At 64.4% G+C, this 1,066-nt stretch carries 1 protein-coding gene; it reads right to left on the bottom strand.

Features of this window, described 5'->3' with window-relative positions; all coding sequences use genetic code 11:
* Positions 1-182 precede the first annotated feature (182 nt).
* Positions 183-1,066: endolytic transglycosylase MltG (gene mltG / locus EOA33_RS36580; protein ID WP_127407788.1), on the bottom strand; the 884-nt coding region annotated here is incomplete at its 5' end.

The following is a 1,066-nucleotide window of genomic DNA, read 5'->3' as shown; positions in this document are numbered from 1 at the left end:
TCATGGAATCGCCCAACCGCTCCAACTATTTGTTTCCACGCAATTCCAGACGGAAAACCGTTCCGTGCTTTTCCTGGAATTGCTCCATAAACTCAGCGCTCTCCAATCAGGCGCCGCCGTCAAAATATCAATGCGCCCCTTGCCGCCGAGTGCCAAGGGACAAGTTCAAAAACCGTTTATCGCTATTGGGCGGCGCCCGCATCGCCGCCGGCGTCGCCACCCGCATCCCCATCGGCCGGCGCGTCGGTCTGGCCCTCGACCTTTGCGGCGCCGGCCTTGGCGGCGTCCTCGGCCTGCTTCTTCTGCAGCGCGCGGTAGCGGGCAACGTTCTGGTTATGCTCTTCGAGCGTCGCGGCGAAGACGTGGCCGCCAGTGCCGTCGGCGACGAAATAGAGGTCATCGGTCTTCGACGGGTTGGCGACGGCCTCAAGCGCCGCTCGGCCTGGGTTGGCGATCGGCGTCGGCGGCAGGCCGTTGATCAGATAGGTGTTGTAGGGCGTCTGCTTGTCGATGTCGGACTGGTAGATCGGGCGATCGGTGGGTTTTCCCTTGCCGCCGAACAGGCCGTAGATGATGGTCGGATCGGACTGCAGCCGCATGCCCTTGGCCAGCCGGTTGAGGAAGACGGCGGCCACGCGCGAGCGCTCGTCGCCCCTGCCCGTCTCCTTCTCGACGATCGAAGCCAGCGTAACGAAATCCTCGACATTGGCGATCGGAAGATCCGGCGCGCGCCGCTCCCAGACATCGTCAACCAGCTTCTTCTGGTCGGCGAGAAGCTTGTCGATCATCTGCTGGCGCGTGGCGCCGCGTGTGAAGCGCAGCGTGTCGGTGGCAAGACTGCCTTCCGGCGGCATGGCCGCGGGCATGTCGCCGCTCAGCGCGGCCTGCTCGGCGATGCGCTGCAGCGCCTGCTCGACCGTCAGCCCCTCGGGGATGGTCAGCGAATACATCACCGACTTGCCGCTCTTCAGGAGTTCCATGATGTCGCGCATCGAAGCGCGCGGCTTGATCTCGTATTCACCGGCCCTGAGCGCGGAATCATTGCCGGTCGCGCGCACACCAAGGC

Source organism: Mesorhizobium sp. M4A.F.Ca.ET.050.02.1.1 (assembly GCF_003997725.1).
GTDB lineage: Bacteria > Pseudomonadota > Alphaproteobacteria > Rhizobiales > Rhizobiaceae > Mesorhizobium.
Note: the sequence above shows the minus strand (reverse complement) of the source record. Positions and strands in the feature narration are given on the sequence as shown.